Origin of the sequence: Aerococcus mictus (genome assembly GCF_003286595.3) — a bacterium.
GTDB classification, from domain to species: domain Bacteria; phylum Bacillota; class Bacilli; order Lactobacillales; family Aerococcaceae; genus Aerococcus; species Aerococcus mictus.
On sequence record NZ_CP132985.1, the window covers coordinates 1,458,594 to 1,478,885 of the forward strand.

The 20,292-nt window shown below is 42.4% G+C and carries 17 protein-coding genes; 3 read left to right on the forward strand and 14 right to left on the reverse strand.

Going from position 1 to position 20,292, the window contains the following annotated elements; translation table 11 throughout:
- The first annotated feature begins 287 nt into the window (after positions 1-287).
- Both DBT49_RS06710 and gpmA read left to right on the forward strand, forming a co-directional pair.
- Positions 288-956 carry a 2,3-bisphosphoglycerate-dependent phosphoglycerate mutase gene (locus DBT49_RS06710; RefSeq protein WP_070560540.1) on the forward strand — a complete coding sequence of 223 codons (669 nt, stop codon included), beginning with the start codon at positions 288-290 and terminating at the stop codon, positions 954-956.
- Positions 957-1,102: 146 nt separating this feature from the next.
- Complete coding sequence (gene gpmA / locus DBT49_RS06715) at positions 1,103-1,780, forward strand: 2,3-diphosphoglycerate-dependent phosphoglycerate mutase (RefSeq protein WP_013669780.1); 678 nt, start codon at positions 1,103-1,105, stop codon at positions 1,778-1,780.
- A gap of 205 nt (positions 1,781-1,985) precedes the next feature.
- Here the strand turns inward: gpmA and nrdE are convergent, their stop codons facing one another.
- The 8 genes from nrdE to DBT49_RS06755 all read right to left on the reverse strand — a co-directional run bounded on the left by nrdE (position 1,986) and on the right by DBT49_RS06755 (position 11,824).
- Positions 1,986-4,184, reverse strand: a complete 2,199-nt coding sequence (gene nrdE / locus DBT49_RS06720) for a class 1b ribonucleoside-diphosphate reductase subunit alpha (protein WP_070560538.1) — start codon at positions 4,182-4,184, stop codon at positions 1,986-1,988.
- A gap of 50 nt (positions 4,185-4,234) precedes the next feature.
- A complete protein-coding gene (nrdI, locus tag DBT49_RS06725; protein ID WP_070560536.1) occupies positions 4,235-4,663 on the reverse strand; it encodes a class Ib ribonucleoside-diphosphate reductase assembly flavoprotein NrdI in 429 nt (142 codons plus the stop codon).
- The gene (gene nrdF / locus DBT49_RS06730) at positions 4,663-5,676 is read right to left on the reverse strand and encodes a class 1b ribonucleoside-diphosphate reductase subunit beta (RefSeq protein WP_070560534.1); all 1,014 of its coding nucleotides are present in this window, start codon (positions 5,674-5,676) and stop codon (positions 4,663-4,665) included. The genes nrdI and nrdF overlap by 1 nt, the downstream gene beginning before the upstream one ends.
- 453 nt (positions 5,677-6,129) lie before the next feature.
- Positions 6,130-7,275: an N-acetylglucosamine-6-phosphate deacetylase gene (nagA, locus tag DBT49_RS06735; RefSeq protein ID WP_371653021.1), complete on the reverse strand. Its 1,146-nt coding sequence runs from the start codon at positions 7,273-7,275 to the stop codon at positions 6,130-6,132.
- 71 nt (positions 7,276-7,346) lie between these two features.
- Positions 7,347-9,326: a PTS transporter subunit IIABC gene (locus DBT49_RS06740; RefSeq protein WP_070560531.1), complete on the reverse strand. Its 1,980-nt coding sequence runs from the start codon at positions 9,324-9,326 to the stop codon at positions 7,347-7,349.
- 15 nt (positions 9,327-9,341) lie between these two features.
- Entirely contained in the window at positions 9,342-10,034 is a 693-nt protein-coding gene (locus DBT49_RS06745; protein WP_064292773.1) for an N-acetylmannosamine-6-phosphate 2-epimerase, read from the reverse strand.
- A 19-nt stretch (positions 10,035-10,053) separates the two neighbouring features.
- Positions 10,054-10,902, reverse strand: coding sequence for a MurR/RpiR family transcriptional regulator (locus DBT49_RS06750; protein WP_070560528.1), 849 nt, complete (start codon positions 10,900-10,902; stop codon positions 10,054-10,056).
- A gap of 205 nt (positions 10,903-11,107) precedes the next feature.
- Entirely contained in the window at positions 11,108-11,824 is a 717-nt protein-coding gene (locus DBT49_RS06755; RefSeq protein WP_070560526.1) for a tyrosine-protein phosphatase, read from the reverse strand.
- A gap of 210 nt (positions 11,825-12,034) precedes the next feature.
- Between DBT49_RS06755 and DBT49_RS06760 the strand changes: the two genes are divergently transcribed.
- The gene (locus DBT49_RS06760; protein ID WP_070560525.1) at positions 12,035-12,337 is read left to right on the forward strand and encodes a hypothetical protein; all 303 of its coding nucleotides are present in this window, start codon (positions 12,035-12,037) and stop codon (positions 12,335-12,337) included.
- An 87-nt stretch (positions 12,338-12,424) separates the two neighbouring features.
- Here the strand turns inward: DBT49_RS06760 and deoC are convergent, their stop codons facing one another.
- The 6 genes from deoC to DBT49_RS06790 form a co-directional block, all read right to left on the reverse strand.
- Complete coding sequence (deoC, locus tag DBT49_RS06765) at positions 12,425-13,102, reverse strand: deoxyribose-phosphate aldolase (protein ID WP_070560524.1); 678 nt, start codon at positions 13,100-13,102, stop codon at positions 12,425-12,427.
- Positions 13,103-13,136: 34 nt separating this feature from the next.
- Positions 13,137-13,835, reverse strand: coding sequence for a DUF3800 domain-containing protein (locus tag DBT49_RS06770; RefSeq protein WP_070560523.1), 699 nt, complete (start codon positions 13,833-13,835; stop codon positions 13,137-13,139).
- A gap of 78 nt (positions 13,836-13,913) precedes the next feature.
- On the reverse strand, positions 13,914-15,650 hold the full coding sequence (locus DBT49_RS06775) for an ABC transporter ATP-binding protein (RefSeq protein WP_070560521.1): 1,737 nt from the start codon (positions 15,648-15,650) through the stop codon (positions 13,914-13,916).
- Positions 15,651-15,738: 88 nt separating this feature from the next.
- Positions 15,739-17,391, reverse strand: a complete 1,653-nt coding sequence (locus tag DBT49_RS06780) for an ABC transporter ATP-binding protein (RefSeq protein ID WP_224786525.1) — start codon at positions 17,389-17,391, stop codon at positions 15,739-15,741.
- A gap of 365 nt (positions 17,392-17,756) precedes the next feature.
- A complete protein-coding gene (locus DBT49_RS06785; RefSeq protein WP_070560519.1) occupies positions 17,757-19,442 on the reverse strand; it encodes a glycoside hydrolase family 13 protein in 1,686 nt (561 codons plus the stop codon).
- A 16-nt stretch (positions 19,443-19,458) separates the two neighbouring features.
- A complete protein-coding gene (locus DBT49_RS06790) occupies positions 19,459-20,283 on the reverse strand; it encodes a PTS system mannose/fructose/sorbose family transporter subunit IID (RefSeq protein WP_070560518.1) in 825 nt (274 codons plus the stop codon).
- Positions 20,284-20,292 lie beyond the last annotated feature (9 nt).

Genomic DNA, 20,292 nt, shown 5'->3' on the forward strand with positions numbered 1-20,292 from the left:
ATTAACTTTATTAACATTAAATTATAAAAGCAAGCAAGATGCCTATCTTTTTTATAAGCTTTTTAGCCAATTTTTGCAGTCTCATAGTAAAGGGTTAATGACGGGAATTCTCTTGCTAAAGGCCTCAATTCAATCAAAAAATCAATACAATTTTTGGTACTCCTTCTTGGGATTTTTATTTGATTCAACGGCAAAATTTCTCACCTATAAGGATTCAAGCAAGAATTTACTTTAGACCGACTTTTATTTAAAATAGAGAAGAAAAAATCTATGGAAGGAGTAAGCTCATGCTTATATTACTGCGTCATGGACAAAGTAGCTCCAATTTAAATAACTTATTTACTGGTTGGTATGATGCCAAACTGACCCAAAAAGGAAAGGACCAGGCCTATGCAGCGGGGCTCCGTCTGAAAGCTGCCGGATACACTATCGATGCTATCCACACCTCGCTTTTAAGCCGGGCCATTCAAACCAGTAATGTCGTCCTGGAGGCTATGGATCAACTTTACCTGCCCTTACATAAATCTTGGCGGTTAAATGGCCGCCATTATGGGGCTTTAGAGGGGATGAATAAAGATTTGGCCCGGGAAAAGTTTGGTAAAGACCAAGTCCACGCCTGGCGTCGCTCCTATGACGTCCGCCCTCCCCGCACCAAAGATAGTCAACTGAGCGACCGCTATCCCTTCCTAGATAGCTCTAGCCTACCGCAAAGTGAAAGTTTAAAGGATACCCAAGTCCGCTTACTGCCCTACTTAGAAGACCAGGTCATCCCCCAACTTAAGCAAGGAAAGAATGTTCTCATCGTCTCCCACGGTAACCTCCTTAGGGCCTTAACAATGGTGATCGAAGACCTGGCACCCCAACAAGCCAGCCAGATTGAAATTGCCAATGCCCTCCCCATTGTCTACCATTTCGACCAGGACCTCCATCTCCAAAGTAAGGAGATCTTATCTTAATCACCATCTAAGCTTCACTTGGTGAATATAATCACTTTCTTTTAAAAGCTATTGCCCTCTGCGCTTTTCTCAAGTAAAATAAGAATAAAGTGAGATATTATGGTCTAGGCCACAGTGTTTTGCAAGAATTATTTAGGAGGAAAAAAATGAAATTAGTATTCATTCGTCACGGTGAAAGTGAATTAAACTTAGCCAATGTCTTTACCGGTTGGTTAGATCCAAAATTAAGTGAAAATGGTCGTAAAGAAGCGGCTAAAGCGGGTCAAGATTTAAAAGAAACGGGTATTGAATTTGATTCTGTACATACTTCCGTACTAACCCGTGCTATCCAAACCTGTAACATTGTTTTAGAAGAAATGGACCGCCTCTACTTACCAGTAGAAAAAAATTGGCGTTTAAATGAACGTCACTATGGTGGTTTACAAGGTTTAAATAAAGCTGAAACCGCTGAAAAATATGGTGATGAACAAGTTCATATCTGGCGTCGTTCCTACGATGTACGTCCTCCACAAGCTAGCGGTGAACAAGCCTTTGACCATCGTTATGACCACTTAGACACCCGCCACATGCTTGCTGGTGAATGTCTAAAGGATACTCTTGACCGTACCCTTCCTTACTGGGAAGACCACATTGCTCCAGAATTAAAAGACGGCAAAAATGTTTTAGTTGTGGCTCACGGTAACAGTTTACGTTCCCTAACCAAACACATTGAAAACATTTCTGACGATGACATCATGGGCGTTGAAATCGCAACTGGCGAACCAATCGTTTATGACATCGACGAAAACCTCAATGTCGTTAACAAAACAGTTTTACATAAATAGAGTGTGACAAAGGGCATAAAAAGTCCTGAACCACTGGAGCAAATCATTCACAGCAGCTGAAGGCTGCTGTGAATGATTTGTGAAGTGGACGTCAGGGCTGCCCTTTGGAGCACATTTTTAAATAAATCAAAGCAGCTCCTACCTTTATCGGGATAGGAGCTGCTTTTTTCATGTTTTCAAAGATTGATTCAATAGAAATTTGGAACTAGATCATACAGGATTCACATTCGGAGTCGTTATTGCATGATGGACGGTCTGGAGACGTTGGACCTGCAGAGAGCAGTTCATCACTTTCTAAATGTTCACTGCCGGCTAAAACATCTTGACGGACGCGTACATAGTAAATGGTGGAACAGCCCTTGCTATAGGCATAGATATAGGCCCGGTTCAAATCACGCGTGGTCGCTTCCGAAGACATGAAGAGGGTTAAGGAGATGGCTTGGTCCACATGCTTTTGGGCGGCGGCCACAATATCGATGATGGCTTGGGGACCGACTTCATAGGCTCCTCGTTGATAATAAGCATAGTTGTCATTATCAATTTGATAAGCAGGAACATAAACCCGACCTAATTTGCCTTCTTTGCGGGTTTCAACTGGTGAAACTACTGGTTGCAAGCTCGGTGTGCAGGAAGACAGGTAGGAAATCGACCCCGTTGGAGCGACTGCTAGCAGGTGCGCATTAGCGATACCGTCTTCTTGAATAGCCTTAGCGAGGGCTTGCCAGTCTTCTTGACTTGGCAAGTGCAGGCCGTAATCTTGAAGTAATTGACGGACTCTTTCAGTCTTAGGTTGAACCTTTGCTTGGGTATATTTCTTAAAGTAAGACCCATCTGCATATTCCGATTCGGCAAAGCCTGCAAAAGGTCCATGTTGTTTCACTAAGTCGTGTGAGGCTTTGAAAGCATGGTAGGCTAGTGCGTAGAAGAACATGTCGGTAAAGTCGACTGCTTCTTCTGAATCATAGTAAATATGGTTGGTGGCTAAGAAACCATGTAAGTTCATAGCCCCTAAACCAACAGCATGGTTGGCTTGGTTACCCTTCTTAATGGATGGCGCAGACTCTAGGTCAGACTTTCTCGAAATCCGGTCTAGGGCTTGAATGGCATGGTTGACTAAGTTGCCGAAGTCTGGGGCTTGATCCATGGCCTTGGCGATATTGAGCGAACCCAGGTTACAACAAATGTCTTCCCCGATAGTGCGGAAAGAAAGGTCTTCATTATAGCTGGAAGGAGTAGATACTTGGGTAATTTCCGAACATAAGTTGGACATCACGATACGTCCTTTTTTCTTATGGGGATTGCGGCGATTTACCGTATCTTCAAACATCAAATAAGGATAACCTGATTCAAAGTGCAGTTCCGCTATGACTTGGAAAAGTTTTCTCGCCGAAATGAAGTCCTTATGAATGGCTGGATTAGCCAATAACTCGTCATATTTTTCAGTAATAGAAATATCTGACATGGCCTTGCCGTAGACTTTTTTAATGTCGTAAGGTGAAAAGAGGGCCATGTCCTTATTTTCCTTAGCTAATTGGAAGGTAATATCCGGGATCACGACACCTAAGGACAGGGATTTAATCCGAATTTTTTCATCGGCATTTTCACGTTTAGTGTCTAAGAATTTGAGGATATCAGGATGGTGGGCATGGAGGTAGACCGCCCCTGCTCCTTGCCGTTGACCGAGTTGATTAGCATAGGAAAATGAATCTTCTAAGAGCTTCATCACGGGCACCACCCCAGAAGCCTGGTTGGCCATGCCTTTAATCGGAGCAGTGGTCTCTCTTAAGTTAGTCAAGCAGAGCGCCACGCCCCCGCCTCTTTTGGACAATTGTAGACTGGTTGCGATACTTCTGGCGATAGATTCCATATTGTCCTCTACCCTTAAGAGATAGCAAGAAATATATTCGCCCCGTCTTTTCTTAGCCGCATTGAGGAAGGTTGGTGTCGCCGGTTGAAAGCGATTAGACAAGATATCAGCTGCCAAATCTTTGGCTAAGTCTTGGTCACCATTAGCCAAGAAGAGCGCATTAGCAATCACCCGGTCTTCATAAGTTTCTAGATAATAAGCCTTATCATCAGTTCTTAGCGCGTAAGCGGCATAGAACTTCATGGCCCCAATTAAATTGGGAAAGGCAAAATCTTGATCTTCTGCCCATTGGTAGAGTTCATGGATAAAGTCTTTAGAATATTGGTCAAAGACTTCCTTTTCATAGTAATTATTTTCAAAAAGATAGTCCAACTTACTATCCAGGTTAGCAAAAGTCTTGGTCTTGGCTTGGATATAGTCTCTCATATAGACAGCTACGGCTTCTTTATCGGCTTGAAAATTATAGTGACCTGCTTGGTCTTTAAAACGGGTTAAAGCATTGAGTGACAGGTAGTTTTCCTCTTGCTTGAATGTCATTAAGACATACTCCTTTCAATATTCGCCTCTAGGGCTTGGCTTGCACTTGCTTATTGGTCAGCGTTAAAAGTTTCAGTAATGATGCGGTTAACTTCTTCGACATCTTCTTTAGTCCCAATCAATTCAAATTGATATAGGAGCGGGACCTTCAATTTATAAGAAATCACCGGCCCGGCAATGGCAAAGGAATCACCAAAGTTGGTATTGCCAGAGGAAATCACCCCGAGGCAGTGTTTGCGATTATCTGGATCGTTCAAGAAATGAATAACCTGCTTAGGCACAGCGCCATGAGCATCAACCTGACCGGCATCTGTGACTTTCCCGCCTGAATAAGTAGGTACGATTAAAACATAATCTTGGTCTACCTTAATTCGTTCTTCCTCATCCATAGGAATACGGATGGATTCTGCGTCTAATTTTTGGACGAAACGGTGGGTGTTATTTGATTGCGTTGAGAAATATACAATTAATTCTTTCATTAGAAATCCCAGTCCTCATCTAGTGTTTCTTCACTTGTTCCAATAATATAAGATGACCCACTTCCTGAGAAGAAGTCATGATTTTCGTCGGCACGGGCGGATAATTGCGCAAAGACTTCTGGGGCAATCCGCGTTTCTTCCTTGGTAAATGGTGACTCATAGCCTAAGTTTTGTAAGAATTTACCAGCATTGTATAAGGAGAAGCGAATGGCTTCATCAGCTAAACCAAAGCCGTCATAGAGTTGACGTAGATAAGTTTTTTCTAAGCCAATCATCTTATCTAATAGGTCGAAAACAAATTGTTTCATTTCGGCTTGTTTTTCTGGGCTCAATTTAGCAACCTTTAATTGATACTTATAACCACTATAGAAATTATGAATCACCTTATCCCGTAAAATCAGGCGAATGATATCTGAGGTGTTCGGCAATTTGCCCCGGGCTGCTAGATAGAATGGCAAATAGAAGCCCCCATAAAGTAAGAAACCTGGCATTAAGGCAGCAGCGATTTTAGATTTAAGGGGATCATCAGCGGTATAGAAAGGAATCAGAGCCTTGGGACGGGCTTGGAGCGCTTCATTATCCACCACCCATTCGTGGGCTTCTTCAATTTGCTCACTGGTACATAAGGTAGAGAAAATGGTCCCATAAGAACGGGCGTGAACACCCACCATGAAGGCAAAATTGGCATAAATCACTTGTTCTTGTTCAGTGAGGGAATTCTTAATCTGAGCTACATCCCCGATCGAGGCTTGGACAGTATCTAATAGGGTTAGGCCTGTAAAGGTGCGGGTAATTAATTGTTGCCAATCATCATCGAGCTCATTCCATGACGGAAGGTCATTAGAAACGGGTATATTTTCAGGCAACCAAAAGTTTTGGGTGACCCGGTTCCAAACTTCTAAATCTTTTTCATCGACTATTTTGTTCCAATTGATAGCTCTCATATTTTGGCTTTGGTCAAAATAGGCATATTCTACCGGCGACACGGACCGGTCATAATAATTTTTTGTCATGATTTCTATCCCACTTTTCAGTTAAAATTTTCCCAGGACGACATGCATGCGATCTGGCATAGAATAAATTAGCACAAGATATAGTGGTTAACAAGTCGCTATCCACATTATATTGTGTATGTAAAAATGCAAAGGCACATGAAGAGAATTTTACTGGAAGCCAGGCCTATTTTGATAAGCTTTTTCAGGTGAGATCATTTTGTCAAGGGGGTAAATTATTTTCATGAAAAATTCGATTTCCAATACAATTTTTGTATAGGCCCTTAGTTAAAAGCGATCAAAGGCCAAGCAATTGCTTCTTTATCTTTTAAACATTAGTTGCAAAAAAAGCTAGACCTATAAAAACGATAAGCCTAGCTAAAAAAAGAGTGTAAGGATCATCCACGTCACTAACTTTTATTCGATTAAAAAGAGACTAAAAGCTTTCGCCCTAGCCTCTTTAATTCACTATGATTAATAAACTTTTTTCCCATTGAGATAAGTGGCTTGTAATTGCCCTTGGTCATTGAGAACGATGAAGTCCGCGTCTAGCCCTGCTTTGATTTGACCACATTGGTCTTCAATCCCGACTGACTTGGCAGGATTATAGGAAGCCATTTGGACGGCTTCTTCTAAGGAAACCAAGTTCCAGGCCACCAAATTTTCCACGGCCTTAGCTAGGGTAAGGATAGAACCTGCTAAGTTACCACCGTTAACTAAGCGAGCGGCCCCGTCTTTAACAATAACCGGAAGTTCACCTAACATAGAGGGGCCTTCTGGCATACCGCCTGCCCGCATACAGTCTGTAATTAGAACCACTTCACCCTTTTTCCGAGCCTTTAAAACGACATTAATAGCCCCAGGTTTGACGTGGAAACCGTCACAGATTAATTCGGTATATAAGTTATCTAGAGTCAGTGCTGCTCCTACTAAACCGGGTTCACGATGGTGGAGCCCACTCATGCCATTATAGGTATGGTTAATTAAGTGGGCACCGGCTTCAACAGCTGCTTGGGCTTGATCGTAAGTCGCATTGGAGTGTCCGAGAGAAATATGAACTCCTAAGGCCTCAGCTTGGGGGATGAAGTCTACAACGCCTTCCCTTTCTGGCGCCAAGGCTAATTTATTAAGGAGTCCCTCAGAAGCCTCTAACCAGGTTTTAACTTTTTCGATATCAGGGTCGGACATATAGTTCTCATTTTGGGCGCCCTTATGTTCTTCGGTGAAGAAGGGGCCTTCAAAGAATATCCCGCGAATTTTAGCCCCGGAGACTTGGTCTTTACTTTGAGCGACGACTTGGCAGGCTGTGGTTAAGTTCTCACTGGTATCAGTTAAGGTGGTTGGTAGCCAAGAGGTCACCCCACAGGACAAGAGCCCCTTAGAAATCGCCTCAATGCCTTCTGGGTCTTTGTCCATAACATCGTAACCGTGGAAGCCATGGATATGGGTATCCACTAAACCAGGAGCTAGGATATTATCACTATAATCAATCACTTCTGCCTGATTGGGAACCGCCTTAACCACCTGACCAAAAGTCCCATCATCATTAACTATTAAATAGGCCTCCTCTTCCTTGTGGTCAGCTAATAAGATGGCCTTTGCCTTGATATATTTCATCACTAACACCCTTTCAATATTCTTTTCCTTTGAAATGGAAACCTAATTCTTCACACCAATCCCCAAGAAGTGAGCTACTTATGCAAGCGGATAATCTCGTCTCCAGGACCCACTTTCCCACTAGCCACCGTTTCAATTTGGTCATAGTCACTCGTATTGGTTACCACAAGAATTACCGAGGCATCATAGCCAGCAGATTCAATGGCTTGGCGGTCAAAAGTGATCAGATGGTCACCAATACTTACTTTATCGCCTTGTTTGACTTTTGGAGTAAAGCCTTGACCCTTCAATTCCACGGTATCTAAACCAATATGAATGAGCACTTCCATGCCCTCCTCACTGGTTAAACCAATAGCATGGCCCGTTTCAAATAGGCTGGTTACAACCCCATTGACGGGAGAAATTACTTGGTCGCTTTCAGGGCGAATGGCTAATCCTTGCCCCATCGTTCCTTGGCTAAAGACTGGGTCATTCACTTCACTTAAATTATAAAGGGTGCCTGCCACTGGTGTAAAGAGACTCATGGCTTCAGTTGCTTGAGAAAAATTGGAATCAGCTAAAATTTCATTGATTTCAGCACTATAAATATTCGACTTACCCCCGTAAATGGCTTGGATACCGTTCTTGACATCGAGGACACCAGTAGCTCCTAAGCTTTTGAGGGTGTCTTTATTGACTTTGGCATTTTCTTTGACCGACACCCGTAAGCGGGTAGCACATGCGGTCACATGGTCAATATTTTCCGGCCCACCTAAGCCCTCAATAATGGTCAGGGCCTTGTCATGAAGAGAGCCTGATGAATGGCTGGAAGAAGTTTGTTTACTCTTCGCTTGGTCATCCGTCATTTCCATCCCAGGAATCGTCACATGGAACTTCTTAATACAGAATCTAAAGACGATATAGTAGAGAATCGCCCAGATAATCCCTACTGGAATCACCCGAATCCAGTTGGTTTGACTATTGCCTTGGAAGGGACCAAAGAGCAGAAAGTCAATCAGTCCTCCTGAGAAAGTATTACCAATCCGAATTTGGAGGATATCAGCAATATAGAAGGACACCCCATCAAGGAAGGCGTGGATCACATATAACCAGGGAGCCGCAAAGAGAAAAGAAAACTCAATCGGTTCAGTAATCCCGGTTAAGAAAGAAGTTAGCCCACTCGAGAAATAAAAACCTGCATTGGCTGGTCGATTTTCCTTAGGGATAGAATGATACATAGCGAGGGTTGCTGCTGGTAAACCGAACATCATGGTCGCGAAACGTCCCGCAAAAAAGCGCGTTCCATAAGTATAGAGACCAGTAAAGTTAGGGTCGGCTAATTGGGCAAAGTAAATATTTTGGGCGCCCTCAATAGTTTGACCAGCTACCGTCTCTACCCCACCCAGTGAGGTATACCAGAAAAGTGGGTAAATGGTATGGTGGAGACCCACCGCACCGGTTAGACGGAGGAAGAAACCATAGAAGAAGGAACCAATACTTCCCATGGCTGCGATCTGTTCACCTAAGCCCACCATGGCTTCTTGAATCGGTGGCCAGATCACATAAATGATCGATCCTAGGAAAATGGCTGCTATCGCCGAAACAATAGGGATAAAACGGTTGCCCCCAAAGAAACCTAAGAATTGGGGAAGTTCAATCTTACGATAACGGTTATGTAAGTAGGTCACGGTTAAACCAATTAACAAGGCGCCCAGCACCCCGGTATCAATCGTTGCATCAGGTTCTGAGAAGAGTTGTAGCCAGGCACTGATGGTGGCTGTATAGACAAGGAAGGCCACCCCAGCGGATAAGCCAGCTGTCCCGTGGTCAGCTTCCGACAGCCCCACCGCGATTCCAATGGAGAAAATCAACGGTAAGTTAGCAAAGACGGCATTCCCCGCCATGGTCATCACGGTAAAGACCGCTTGAATAAAATCATTAGCTAAAAAGGGAAATTGAGCCAGAGCGGCATCATTAGATAAGGCACTACCCAGGCCCAGTAAGAGCCCCGCTACCGGCAGGATTGCAATCGGCAGCATAAAGGCCTGACCTAATTTAGAGAATTTTTCAAACATGACTGTACCTCCTTATTATTCATCCAAAGCCTGGATAAAACGTTGGGCAATTTCCTTAGGCCGGGTAATCGCTCCACCAACAACAATGCCTTTAGCGCCCAGGTCTTGGATCTTCTTAGCTTGACTGGGATAGTGAATCTTACCTTCAGCAATCACATCACAACCGGCTTCAACCAGTTGGCTAATCAAGTCATAATTGGGTCCATCAATATTTTCACTATAGTCGGTATAACCCGCTAAAGTCGTTCCAACAAAGTCAATCCCCTCTTGGTGAGCATTGAGACCCTCTTCAAAGGTTGAAATATCGGCCATAAATAATTGGTCTGGGTATTTCTCCTTAATTTGGTGGATAAATTCATTGACCGTGAGCCCATCATGGCGTTTGCGGTCAGTCAGGTCCAGGGCGATCACTTCACAGCCCGTTTCAACTAGCTGATCAATTTCATCCATGGTAGCGGTGATGAAGGGTTCTTCAGGTGGGTAATCTTTCTTGATAATTCCAATGATAGGAAGGTCAACAACTTCCTGGATTTGCTTAATATCTCTGACTGAATTAGCCCGTAAGCCAACCGCCCCAGCCTCTTGAGCGGCCTTGGCCATTAGGGGCATAATCCCTCCTTCTTCCGTATAGAGTGGTTCACCTGGTAGGGCTTGGCAAGAAACAATTAAGCCGCCAGAGACTTGGTCGATAAATTCTGCTTTATTCATTTGCTATCAATCTCCTTTTTTATTTAATATATAAATTATTACGATCAGGATTTACATTTAAGGATTTTAAACTTTGTTGGAATTTTTCTTGGCGTTTGAAGCGGTCTTTCTCCATTAAATAGTCATAAATTACGTCACACATGACAATCAGGGGCAATTGGGGAGAAATACGATTACCAAAATTAAGGTTTTTTACACTGGCAATTTTAATCAGATTATCTAAATCCTGATTCTTATTGGCATTGCTATGGGCCGTAAATAGAACAGTATAGGCCTGATTTTGCTTGGCCGCATGGAGGGCTTGGTTAATGACCTCTGTATGACCTGAAACTGAGAAAGCAAGCACACAAGATTTAGCATTAACCACCACATTATGGACGCGGATTAAATCGTAGTCAGTAATAGCCTGGCAGGGAAAACCTAGTCGCATCAGTCGCTGACTAAACTCACGGGCGGCCAGTCCAGAACTGCCGATACCATAGATATAGATCTGATCTTGATTAATTAAGGCATTCACTAGGTCATGAATATCATTTTCATCAAGTAAGTTATAGCTTTTATTGATGATGGCATTGTAGTCCGAAAGCACCCGCATGGTGTGTTTGTTAGAAGTCTCGATCCTCCGATGCCTAGGCATTTGCTGGTACTCAAACAAAAATTCCCGATAGCCCTTGAAACCTAATTTCTTTGCAAAGCGAGTAAAGGTGGAATCCGAAACATGGAGTTTCTTGCCCAGTTGGTCTACCGCTAAATCCCCCTCGCCTGGATCAGCCTGGATAAAATAATCGCCAATGATTTTCTCACCAGGAGATAAGGATTCATAAGATGCTTCAATTAAAGGAATAATGCTATCAGTAAACTTTTTCATTTTGCCCTCCTTTCCAGCTGTAATCGCTTTCACCTATAATCATAGACTTTTATGAATGCATTTTCAATATTTAATTTAAAAAGTGGTTCTTCTTTCAACTGTTTACATAATCTTCCAGACCACTTGAAAGTAAAATTAGTCACAAAAAAGCCCTTGCCAAATAGCAAGGACTAAATAAGGGTTAGACTGACTTAAATTTTCTTAATCAATACAGCAAATTCTTTATGGCTTCGATTTCCTGGCCTTGGTAGCCTAAGTGACGGAAATAATTCTCAATGGACGTATATTTAGCCATAAAATTACGGTCAAAGTTTTCCATAATTTCTGGATAGGAGCGGTTCACATTTTGAACGTGACCTTCCTTAATAATTCTAGGGTCATGCTTGATATAGGCATAGGAGACTTGGTAATCGGCAACGATATCCACTAAGGGGAGTCCAGCCGCCTTATAAATCAAATAAGTAATCACTCCAGTGCGGTCCTTACCAGCACTGCAATGGATGACCGTCCCCCAATTCTTGGCCTTATTGCTCAATAACTGGTCAAAAACCCCTTTAATGGCTGAGTAATTATCACAATATTCCAAATAGCGAATGGCCATAAAATAGGGATCATCACTTTCTTTGGCTAATTGAGCTGACCGTCCGACATCCTGGCTCCCACTCAAGTTAATATTTAGATAATCCTTGAGAAGATTTCGATAGGGATTAGGCTGTTTTTCAGCTTCCTTAGGGGCCCGCAGATCAATAATGGCTTGAACATTTAAGTCTTTTAGCCGATTAAGGTCAACTTCATCAATGCCAAAGAGCATGGAAGACCGGAAAAACTTACCTCGGGGAAGCCATTGGCCCGACTCCTTATAACAGCCACCAATATCACGAAAATTACAAATTTCATTGAAGGGATAACGCAAAATACCCATCCTTTCCTCTCGACTAGGTCATTTCTCTGCCTTTAGAATAGCACAAAAAGCCGGCTGAAGTAGTGCACAGCCCCTATGAGACATTATTCAGCTTTTGTCTCAATATTAGACACTTTCAGAATTATGAATCTTTTTCTTATTTTACTTTATATTATCATAAGTTTTGTAGACAATATAATGAAGAATACGAATAGATTGGGAGGATTTAACATGGATGCTAACTTGAAAATCGCTAAAGAGTTAGATTGTGACGTGTTGGTTGTAGGAGCTGGTAATGCAGGTATGCAAGCAGCAGCTGAATATAGTCAAGAAAACAGTGCACCAACACCAAGGAACCGACTTCAAACCGTTCCTGAAAATGCCACCCCAAATCAAGCGCCCAGCCGCCCTGCACCCCAGCCAAGTCAACCCCAAAGTCCACCAGTTCGCTATTATCCAAGTGATGATGACGATGATTGGGACGATGACGACTGGGATGATTACTGGGACGACGATGATTGGGATGACGATTAATCCGGTCTAACTGATATTAGCTATAAAGCAAAACAAAGCCCTTACTATTAGGAAGATTTTCCTAGTAGTAAGGGCTTATTTAGTTTGCTAATTCATCTTTTCTTTTAAGGCTTGAATAATTTCGACTCCAGCACTGGTCCCAATACGCTCAGCTCCTGCCTCAACCATGGCTAAGAAGTCTTCAGCCGTGCGGATTCCGCCGGCTGCTTTGACCTTGACTTGGTCACCAACTAGATCCTTCATGAGGCGGACGTCAGCCAGCTTGGCTCCTGAGGGGCCAAATCCGGTTGAGGTCTTAATAAAATCAATCTTTACTTCCCTAGCGATTTGAGCCAACTGCCTAATCTCATCATCACTTAAATAGCAATTTTCAAAAATAACCTTGGAAATCACTTCATGGTCACGGCAGAGATCAGACATAGTATGCATTTCTGACTTAACCAGTTCCCAGTCTTGGTCCTTGACTGCCGTCAAATTTACCACATAGTCAATCTCATCAGCCCCGGCTTCAATGGCCATTTGAGCTTCTAAGCGTTTAGCTTCACTCGTTAATTGGCCTAGAGGAAAAGCAATAGCTGCGCCGATATGAACGTCCCTATCTTTTAAATACTTACGGCAGGTCTCCACCTGGAGGGGATTAATAGCTACCATACGAAAGTGATAGTCGATGGCCTCCTGGCAGAGTTCCTGGATTGCCTGGCTAGAGGCATCAGCGTGCAAATTGGTGTGGTCAATCATTTGGGCATAATCATCTAAGGTTTTCATACTTTCCTTCCTTTCGCATTCGAACCTTAACAGCTTAATCTTCACTCATAAAGTCGAGGTTATTTTTACCCAGGGGAAAGAAGCGCCGTCCCCCAATTCGACAATGGTCCAAGAGCTCTAAACTCACTTGGTCAACTTCCCCATTGGCTTCATTACGAGCAATGCGGAAGACCGTATTGGCAAATATATCCGCCACTTGGATCATATCCCGCTCTTTGGAATCCTGGTATTCCACCTGAACATCCGCTAGGCGTCTCTTTTCAATGGTAAATTTAATCTGCAAGTATTCTTCTAAGGAGTTCAAGGATTGGATAGCTTGGTTGCGGTTATCAATCATCAAGTAAAGTTTTTCTTGGCGGTCTTGGTGGGAATGAACAATGGCCCCTACCGCTAAACCAATAAAATAGTTAAAAGTTAAAGCTGGGATCCGCAGCAAATTATCATACAGTTGAAAATTATCAATGACTAAATAATGAAAGGTCAGATCAGTTTCTTTAGTCAAGGCATCAAATACCGCCGCCTTCATACCATTAGGCATCATCGATCCCTTAATTTCTTGGTGGATATCTAAATTGCTTTCTGGATGCTGGTCTAGGTATTCCTTCTTAGCCTGGCGAAAAACGCTACGAACCTGCTTCTGGTCTGCAGTTTCCGCAAAGGCCATGACAAAATAACGTGAATTTTTCTTACGGTCGGTAGTAATCATTCCCGATTCATCCACAAAAAGTTGCACAGTCTTTCCTCCTTCACTTAAGCCCTCTATCTAGGTCCAGTTTAACACGGCGAGCCCATAAGCCAAAGTCAGACCAGCTTAAGCCTGACGGTCAAATTGGCTATTGTATAAGTTGTAATAAAAGCCGTGTTTTTCCAGTAATTCTTGATGGCGACCTTGTTCCACCACCTGGCCTTGGTCAAGAACTAAGATAGTATCAGCTTCTTGAATGGTTGAAAGCCGGTGGGCAACCACAAAACTGGTCCGCCCTTGCATCAGTTTATCGAAGGCCGCTTGGACAGCTTGTTCCGTAACGGTATCGATCGAACTGGTCGCTTCATCGAGAATCAACATATCAGGATCAGTCAGGAGGATTCGGGCAATACAAATCAGCTGCTTTTGCCCGGTGGAAATATTGGCGCCGCCTTCTTCTAGAATAGTGTCATAGCCCTCAGGCATCTGTTCAATTAAGCGGTGTAAACTCGCCGCCTGAGCGGCTTGAATAATTTCTTCTTGACTGGCCTCTGCCTTGCCATAAGCAATATTTTCAGCTACCGTCCCTTGGAATATCCAGGCATCTTGGAGAACCATACCAAACAATTGGCGGACCTGGTCCCTAGACATGTCCTGGGTATCAATGCCATCGATTAGGATCTGGCCAGCATCGGGTTCATAGAAGCGCATCAACAAGTTAATTAAGGTGGTTTTCCCGGCTCCGGTAGGTCCCACAATGGCTACGGTATCCCCTGCTTTGACATGACAAGTAAAGTCTTCAATCAAAGGTCGTTTAGGATCATAGGAAAAGTAAAGGTCTTGAATGGTCACTTGACCCTGGCAATGGTCGAGAGTCACTTGGTCTCCTTCAGACTCAGCATCAGCTTGGTTTAGGAAGTCAAAAATTCGTTGAGCAGCCGCCAGAGCCGTTTGCATTTCGTTAATGACGGCTGAAATTTCATTAAAGGGTTGGGTATATTGGTTGGCATAGGTAAGAAATGAGGAATAAAGCCCCACACTTAGCTGACCATTGACCACCGCAAAGGCGCCGTAAAGCCCTACTGCCGCATAAACCATGGCATTTAAAAGCCGAGCAGTAGGATTAATCAAGGCCCCGTAAAATTGAGAAATTACCCCACTCTTATGCAAACGCAGGTTGATGGCATCGAAACGCTCTTGGCTCCGCTCTTCATAAGTGAAACTCTTTACCAAGTATTGGTTATTGGCCATTTCATCCATGTAGGCCCCTAATTCACCACGCAAGGCCACTTGTTCTTGAAAATAACGGTAGGTCCGGTTGGCAATTAAAGAGGAGACAAGCACTGATATTGGTGTTAGGACAATAACAATAAGTCCAATCTTGGCATTAAGCGACAGCATCATAATGATAATTCCTACAATAGTCGCCAGACCGGAAAAGAGGGAAGTGAAGCTTTGTAAGAGACCATTACTGAGGTAATCTACATCGTTAATAGCTCGGCTAACAATATCCCCATAAGCATGTTGGTCCAGATAGGACAAAGGCAGCGATTGAATTTTAAGGAAGACCTCTTGCCGTAATTGGTGGGAGATACGATAGGATAGGCGGCTGGCTAGGTCATTCTGTAGGTAAGAGGCCAAGGCTGCTGAAAGAGCTAAGAGAATGAGCAGCCCGATCGCTCGTCCCAAAGCGGAGAAATCAACCGCCCCGGCCGCAACTAATAAATTCACTGCCCGACCAATTTGAATCGGAATCAGAATTTGGAAAAGTACGGCCAGGGTCGAAGCCACTAAGATCCCCACAAAATAACCCGGGAAGGCTTTAATATATTGGACTAAGCGTTTACTGGTTTCAACTGGCATCTAGGCTTCCCCCTTTCCTTGGCTATCTGGGTATTGGCTGGCATATATTTTTTGGTAAGTTGGGCAAGTCGCCAAGAGCTCTTCATGGCTAGCAAAGCCGACTAATTCCCCCATGGTCTAAAACTAATATTTTATCGGCATGTAAGATCGAGGAAATCCGTTGGGAAACCATAATGAGGGTCTGTTCTTTTTCCAGAAGCACTTGCCGTAAGCGCCCTTCAGTCGCAAAGTCTAAGGCCGATACCGCATCATCTAAGATAATCGCCCGGCTGGATTGGGCCAGGGCTCGGGCAATGGTTAGCCTTTGCCGCTGCCCCCCAGAAAAATTCATCCCGCCTTGGTCAACTGGAGTATCTAGACCCTGGGCCTGCTTGATGAAGTCAGCCGCTTGAGCATCTTCTAAAGCCTGCCACAAGTCAGCATCAGAAATAGTTGATTGGTCCATCTTCAAGTTATCTCGCAAGCTCCCCTTGAAGAGAACTGCCTTTTGCGGAACTAGGGCAACGGCTTGGCGTAAGCCTTTGAGGGAGAGACCTTCAATGGCTTGACCGTTAATCTTGATGTCCCCACTCTGCTTTTGGTTGAAGGCTAAGATCAAATTAACCAAGCTAGTTTTGCCCGCTGCAGTACCTCCGATAATACCGATAAATTCGCCTGCATGAATTTGAAAGCTAAGGTCACTTAAGAGGGGCCGGTCACTGTAAGAAAAATTCACCTGATCAAAAGTGATTTCTAAAGGCCCTGTGGATTGTACCAGGTCGTTTTTGCTGTTTGGCTCTAGGTCAGACTGTTCTTCGCTGGCTACCGGCAAGGCTAAAAAGTCATCAATCCGGCGGGCAGAAGCAAAGCCTCGGCTTAAGACCACTAATAAGCGCACTAAAACACTCAAGGCTAAGAAGATACTGGTCATATAGGAAGTTAAAGCAATAATCTCCCCCTGCATGAGGTAGGCATTGTTCACCAAACGTCCCCCAAAATAAAGGATCAGTCCGATAGCGATATTAACTACCGATAAAGAAATTGGTGTCGCCAGAGCTTGGACCTGGCCCACTCGAATTTGTTGGTCAACTAAATGGTCATTTTCTTTCTGGAAGCGTTGAATTTCCTTTTTCTGGTTAACAAAAGCCCGGATAACCCGGATCCCATTAAGATTTTCACGAACCACCTGGCTCAAGCGGTCTAAGCCATGCTGGATGCCTTGATAACGGCGGTTTGAATTGAGGGTAATCCCTGTAAAAGCTAGGCCTAAAATAAGGCCAGCAATAATAAAAATAGGAGACAGTTGGGGGCTAATCAGATAAGCCATAATTATGGCCCCGATGACAATTACCGGTGATCGCGAGGCTAGGCGTAGGGCCCTGGCCACTGCTTCTTGAATATTATTGGTGTCATTAGTTACCCGGGTAACTAATGAATCCGCCCCCACTTGGTTGAGCTGACTTAAGGTCAACTGGTTAACTTGGTCAAAGAGTGCCGACCTTAACCGAGTTCCTACTGTTTGCATAGTGACTGAAGCGTACCACTGACAGACCAAGGCAAAACAATAACCTAAGAATGGCAAAAGCACTAAAAGCAAGCCCCTTTGCCAAATATAGGTCGTATTTCCTGGATTAATCCCCTTATTGATCAAATCAGCCATAACATAGGGAACCATTAACTCCAAGACCGCTTCAATTAGCTTGGCGGAAAAAGCTAGTATCTCTTTTCCCTTATTTTCTAATATCACATCTTTAACTCGCATAAATAGACTCCTGTTTTCTTTTTCTTCTCACTATGGTACTCCAATGCAAGAAGCTGGGCAAATTTTTGTCAATAAAAAACGAGTCCGAAGACTCGTCACTTAAAGGAATTTTTTTAATAAATTTGAGCATACGTTCTGCTTTTGAATTTGGTCGTTAAAAAGCCATGGCAACAGCTCGAGCTAAAATCTCTCGCCTAGCGAGCTTCAAACGGCTAGTACGGCTAACGCCTACTAGCCATATTTCACATCGCTTGCTTGGTCATGGCTAACGATCAACTTCAAAGCGCCACTACTGCTCATAGGTATTTAACAAAAATATTTTATTTAACAGTAAAAGTCTAAAAAGCTTGAAGTCAATATAATACTTATTCATCCTCTGCTATGTTATAAGAAATAATGAAACTTTCATAAGGAAATAATTCATAATCTAATTTACGATTCTCATAATTATGAATGACATAGTCATAGCTATCTAAATCAAATAGTTGCCTATCTATGCTTCTTTTATTTTCAGATAAATTAGCAGCCACTATCCAATGTTGGTCACCTAATTTTCTTTCATAAAGAATTACATAAGGTTCATCCATCATAAACATATTAAAATCGCCGTCACGTAATATATTTTCTTCGTGTCTTAATTGAATTAATTTTTTATAATATTTAAATATTGACTTCTTAGATTTTCGGTCAGCGGCTACATTTATATGTTTGTAGTCAGGATTGACTTTAAACCATGGATCAGCTATAGAAAAGCCAGCATTTGTATCATTATTCCATTGCATAGGCGTTCTAGCATGATCACGACTTACCTTATGAGCAGCTTTTAAAAAGTCTGACTCTGAAATACTCTGCAATTCTTTAACAAAATAATCATAATTTCCTTTTAGCTCTACATCCACATAATCTTCTAAGCCAAAATCAGCATTTGTCATGCCTATCTCTTCACCTTGATATATAAACGGCGTACCTTGTAAGCCATGTAATATAGTGGCAAAGGCCGTTGCTGATTCATAGCGATATTTGCTATCATTCCCCCAACGAGAAACAATTCTGGCTCGATCATGGTTATTGAAATACAAAGCGTTCCAGCCCTTATTTCTGAGAGCATCTTGCCAATCACAAATTATTTCTTTTAATTCAACATAGTCAGGCTGCTTTATTGCCCACCGTCCGTTAACATTTCCCTTTATTCTATCGATATGCATATGTTGAAAAGTAAATACCATGTCTAATTCTTGACGTTTTGGATCAACTAATTGGGTAGCATCACTAGCCTTAGCTGCAGGGGCCTCACCGACACTCATCATCTTATTAGGCGCTAAAATCATTCTATTTAGTTCACGTAAGAATTCGTGCATACGTGGACCATTTTGTTGATTTGAAGTTGAATAATTAACTGCATTATTAGGAAAATTCCAATCCTTAGATATTGATGTAATGACATCCAAACGCCAACCATCAATCCCCTTATCAATCCAGAACTGCATCGCTTGGTATATAGCCTGTCTAACTTCTTCATTTTCCCAATTTAAATCGGGCATTTCTTTAGCATAATAGTGAAGATAATATTGTTGTCGACTCTCATTCCAAGTCCACGCTGAGCCACCGAAATTTGACCCCCAATTATTGGGTAAACTTTGATTAGGTCCAGCATCTTGCCAAATATAAAAGTCACTATACTTGTTATCAGCTGATTTACAGCTTTCCTTAAACCAGTATGCTTGGTCTGAAGTATGATTAGCTACAAAATCCATAATAATTTTTATATTGAACTGATGAGCAGCTTCAATTAAATCATACATGTCCTCATTAGACCCGTATTTGGGATCAATTTGATAATAATCACTTACATCATACCCATTATCGATATGGGGAGACAAATACACTGGTCCTAACCAAATAGCATCAATCCCAAGATCAGATAAGTAGGGTATTTTTTCTTGTATTCCCTTCAAATCACCAATACCATCATTATTGCTATCGTTAAAGCTTTTGGGATATATTTCATATAAAACAGCGTTTTTCCACCATTCATTATTTTTTTCGCTCACTTGTTTCCCTCACTTTCTATGCAATACCTAAGACTGACAGTACAATTCCCAATAGGATGATTCCAAAAATAATTAGATTAACAGATTTATTTTTAACTTTTAGTAAATAGAAACAAATCAGAGTAATCGATAAAGGAAGTATTCCAACGAAGATTTGATCTAGCATTTCTTGGGTTTTTAGAATCGTTTCGCCATTCATGGTCATATCCCAGGTAATTTCTAATTTTACCATTTGACTTGTCATAGCACCGACCATCATTAAACCCATGGTCGTTGCAGCTTTGGTTAAAATACTAATTAGCCCATTTTCGTAAAGTTTTGAGATCAGTGAAGACCCCAATGTATACCCTAGTTTTCCGCCATACCATCTCACTAATTGGACAGGTATATTAAAAATTAACAAGAATACAATAGGAGCAAAAATATTGCCAGCCATTGCTAAACTGACTGCAATACCTGCCGCAATGGTTCTTAATACGCCCCAGAATAAGGAATCACCTATACCAGCTAAGGGCCCCATCAAACTTGTTTTTATAGCATTTATCGATTCATCATTAAAATCTGCTTTTTCAGCATTTTCTTTCTCCATCGACGCCGTAACACCTAAAATAAAAGGATACATAGCCAAATTCGTATTGAAGTAAGCCATGTGACGCACCATTGCTTTTCTTCTTTCCTCATCATCTTGGTAAAAGTTTTCTAAGAATGGTTGCATTGCATAAGAAAAGCCTGAGGCTCCTTGCTTAGCCGGTGTAACTGCCGCATATAATGAGAAAGAACGCCAGTATAATTGCCTTAATAATTTATTATCTACTGAAGTTACTTGTTTAGAGTTTTCCATTTCTATTCC

What these genes read in the sequence shown, in the direction of transcription:
- nrdE (WP_070560538.1), bottom strand. Translation starts at nt 4,184, where the DNA reads ATGACATTCAAGCAAGAGGAAAACTACCTGTCACTCAATGCTTTAACC.
- deoC (WP_070560524.1), bottom strand. Translation starts at nt 13,102, where the DNA reads ATGAAAACCTTAGATGATTATGCCCAAATGATTGACCACACCAATTTG.
- DBT49_RS06755 (WP_070560526.1), bottom strand. Translation starts at nt 11,824, where the DNA reads ATGGGTATTTTGCGTTATCCCTTCAATGAAATTTGTAATTTTCGTGAT.
- DBT49_RS06710 (WP_070560540.1), top strand. Translation starts at nt 288, where the DNA reads ATGCTTATATTACTGCGTCATGGACAAAGTAGCTCCAATTTAAATAAC.
- DBT49_RS06750 (WP_070560528.1), bottom strand. Translation starts at nt 10,902, where the DNA reads ATGAAAAAGTTTACTGATAGCATTATTCCTTTAATTGAAGCATCTTAT.
- DBT49_RS06790 (WP_070560518.1), bottom strand. Translation starts at nt 20,283, where the DNA reads ATGGAAAACTCTAAACAAGTAACTTCAGTAGATAATAAATTATTAAGG.
- gpmA (WP_013669780.1), top strand. Translation starts at nt 1,103, where the DNA reads ATGAAATTAGTATTCATTCGTCACGGTGAAAGTGAATTAAACTTAGCC.
- DBT49_RS06780 (WP_224786525.1), bottom strand. Translation starts at nt 17,391, where the DNA reads ATGCGAGTTAAAGATGTGATATTAGAAAATAAGGGAAAAGAGATACTA.
- DBT49_RS06775 (WP_070560521.1), bottom strand. Translation starts at nt 15,650, where the DNA reads ATGCCAGTTGAAACCAGTAAACGCTTAGTCCAATATATTAAAGCCTTC.
- DBT49_RS06760 (WP_070560525.1), top strand. Translation starts at nt 12,035, where the DNA reads ATGGATGCTAACTTGAAAATCGCTAAAGAGTTAGATTGTGACGTGTTG.
- nrdF (WP_070560534.1), bottom strand. Translation starts at nt 5,676, where the DNA reads ATGACAAAAAATTATTATGACCGGTCCGTGTCGCCGGTAGAATATGCC.
- nrdI (WP_070560536.1), bottom strand. Translation starts at nt 4,663, where the DNA reads ATGAAAGAATTAATTGTATATTTCTCAACGCAATCAAATAACACCCAC.
- DBT49_RS06740 (WP_070560531.1), bottom strand. Translation starts at nt 9,326, where the DNA reads ATGTTTGAAAAATTCTCTAAATTAGGTCAGGCCTTTATGCTGCCGATT.
- DBT49_RS06745 (WP_064292773.1), bottom strand. Translation starts at nt 10,034, where the DNA reads ATGAATAAAGCAGAATTTATCGACCAAGTCTCTGGCGGCTTAATTGTT.